At 37.4% G+C, this 2,989-nt stretch carries 3 protein-coding genes; all 3 read right to left on the bottom strand.

All coding sequences use genetic code 11. From position 1 onward, the window contains the following. Positions 1–59 precede the first annotated feature (59 nt). Positions 60–989: a peptidase U32 family protein gene (locus V7149_RS04495; protein ID WP_335344454.1), complete on the bottom strand. Its 930-nt coding sequence runs from the start codon at positions 987–989 to the stop codon at positions 60–62. 6 nt (positions 990–995) lie between these two features. Further along, positions 996–1,634, bottom strand: coding sequence for an O-methyltransferase (locus V7149_RS04490; protein ID WP_335344450.1), 639 nt, complete (start codon positions 1,632–1,634; stop codon positions 996–998). Between the two features lie 227 nt (positions 1,635–1,861). Next, a partial coding sequence (gene mltG / locus V7149_RS04485; protein WP_335344449.1) for an endolytic transglycosylase MltG occupies positions 1,862–2,989 on the bottom strand: 1,128 nt, incomplete at its 5' end.

Raw genomic sequence — 2,989 nt, 5'->3', positions numbered from 1 at the left:
TTACTCTTATTGCATTTATTTGCCACTTTAGAAGTAGTAAACACCTGCTGAATAAAGTTTTAATATACCGTTTCCTTAAAGAAAAACCCTGTATCTAATGGACGATTAGCAGGCTGAATTTCTTCAATGGCATTTAATAGATCATCTTTAATATCATCGTATTGATCAGCATCTTCCACACATAGATCAATCGCTTTTCTATATAGATTTGTTACTTCAAGAATATATTCTGAACTCTTCAGGATGCCATCGATTTTAAAAGAATCGACCCCTGCCTCAATCATTTCTTGAAGCTCATCGATTATACAAATATCATTTGGACTCATAATATGTGTGCCATTTTCATCCTCGAAAATAGGATATTTATTTTCCCGTTCCTTATCATGAAGAAACATATTATGCTCCTGTTTACGGTTCTCAATTTCCATTACTTTTCCTTGGTACTCATAATAATTGCCAAGGAGAGAACGCTTCGAATGGAACATGGCTGTCATGCCATGTACTTGTACTTCAATCTCTACCTCAGCATGCTCCTTAATTTCAATGATGGCGTCCATGTTTATTTCTCGGGCCAAAACAGCACGTTTCGATCCCTTTCTGCCCCAATAATTACATGTATACCAGTTAGTGCCTGTTGTTTCAGTGCTCCAGTGCAGCTTCATATTTGGCGCTGCTTCTCGAGCAGCCATAAGGACTGCTGGATCTCCAAAAAGAATCGCATCAGCCTTCGCATCCTGTAAAAACTTTATATATTCAGGAAGCTCTTCCACTTTTTCATTATGAAAAAGTGCATTCATCGCTACATAAACCTTTTTTCCTTTTTCATGGGCAAGCTCAATGGCTTTCTTTATATCATCTTTTAAAAATTCACCAGCCAAGCGTAAACCATAGCGCTGCTCTCCAATTACAAAAGCATCTGCTCCCGCCTCAGCCAAAGGGATAATATCTTCCACACTTTTCGGTGTGACTAATAATTCCGGCCTTTCCATCATTTCTCACCTCATTTTAGTAATTGCAACCCCATCGCCTACGGGCAGAATGACCGTAAAGTAATCAGGATGATTCATTAACCATATGTTAAAGTCATTTATTTTCTTTACGAGAGTTCGAATACGTTTATTCTCAATTTCGGTCTCACAAACAAGCCCTTTAAATAGAACATTGTCTGTAATAATCATCCCATCTTCACTTAAATACGGAGAGTATATTTCAAAAAACTTCCTATATTGCCCCTTTGCCGCATCAATGAAAATTGCATCAAATGGTCCATACTCTTTAATGATCGATCCCACTTCAAGAGCATCGCCTTTAACCATGTGGATCTGAGTTTCTTTTCCTGCCTCTAGTATATATTTCTCCGCAAGCAGGTACCGCTCAGCATCTCTTTCAATCGTAACAATTTCACAGGAAGGCAATGCATAAGCCATTCGAAGAGCTGAGTAGCCTATGGCTGTACCGACTTCCAAAATCGACTTTGGCTTTTGGATGCGAAGAAGCTGCAGTAATGCCTCAATTCCGGCTAGTTCCATAATTGGAACTTCATTTTCTTTCGCATACTGCTCCATTTCTTCTAAAAGCTTAGGCCTTGCAGGAATAATTCCTTCTATATATGCATGCAGCTTATCGGCTTTCAAGCTGCCATCACCTCAATGTAAAAGTTTTGCTCTATTAACAGAAAAAAATAGCGTTCACAACCATTAAGGATTTACCGGCTATTTACCCAAATCCTTCTTAGCTGTGATTTACGCTACTTTAGAGCCTATTAAAACACTTGTACTATTTTAACATAAATGATAAGGGAAAGCTAATATTCATGTTTTTCCAAGTAAATGAGAGAGGCGCCCTGTTCGGGCGCGTAAAATTATTTATTCGTAATATGCTGTGCCTTTTTCCTATTATGCTCATCTAATGTTTTCGAAAACAGCACTTCTCCAGTCGAAGTTGCCAGGAAATATAAGAAATCTGATTCGGCTGGTGCTAATGCTGCCTCAATTGAAATGACGCCAGCATTTGCAATTGGTCCTGGCGTTAGCCCCGAATATTTATACGTATTATAAGGTGAATCTACCTCTAAATCCTTATATAGGACCCTATCCTTATGTTCACCTTGTGCATAAAGGACAGTTGGATCTGTTTGCAATGGCATTCCTGTTTCCATTCTGTTGTAGAAGACACTTGCAATTTGATTTCTATCTACTTTTTCAGTAGCCTCTTCCTCAATTAAAGACGCCATTGTCAATAATTGGTGGACAGAAAGATTTTGAGCTTCCATCTCCGAACGGTATTCCATTAATACAGAGGCTGTCTTATCAAGCATAACTCCAATAATTTCCTCTATAGTTGGATCTTCTTTATAAAAAGGATAGGTAGCTGGAAATAAATAACCCTCTAATGGATATATAATATCTGCATTTAATATATCATCCGTTAATACATCTGGATATTTAGCCATCATGGATTTAATAAAATCTTGGTCGTTTAGCTTTTGTAATACTTCATCAGCATTCCTATTTGTTTTCTCCGCTATAATACCTGCAATTTGTTTGAGCTGCTTTCCTTCAGGTATTGTCACTTTAAACACTACTTCTTCAACCACTTTTCCTGTTTTTAAACTTCCAATTATTTCAGGAATCGTCATAGATGGCTTTAAGCTATATTCACCGGCCATAAAACCAGTCTCGTTTTTTAATTTAACATAATACTTGAATACACGGGCATCCTTGATGATTCCATTGCTTTCAAGAATTTTACCGATGCTTGTTGTCGATGAGCCGATTGGAATTTCTAACTTCTTCTCTTTATTATTATCCGGGCTTACTGGTTCTAAGGCTGATTTTATATAAAAATACCCCCCGCCAGCAACTGCGCCAATCACTATCATTAAAATTATTGAGATAATAAAAACAATTTTTCTTACCAATTTCGCTTCGCTTTGGCGTTCAATCATTTTTTGACGGATGATTTCCTTTTTCTCCTTTTTCTCTTCTTT

This window comes from Bacillus sp. JJ1503 (assembly GCF_036965125.1).
Lineage (GTDB): Bacteria > Bacillota > Bacilli > Bacillales > Cytobacillaceae > Cytobacillus.
Note: the sequence above shows the minus strand (reverse complement) of the source record. Positions and strands in the feature narration are given on the sequence as shown.

Coding starts and splice junctions, on each gene's coding strand:
- V7149_RS04495 (WP_335344454.1), bottom strand. CDS start 989: ATGGAAAGGCCGGAATTATTAGTCACACCGAAAAGTGTGGAAGATATT.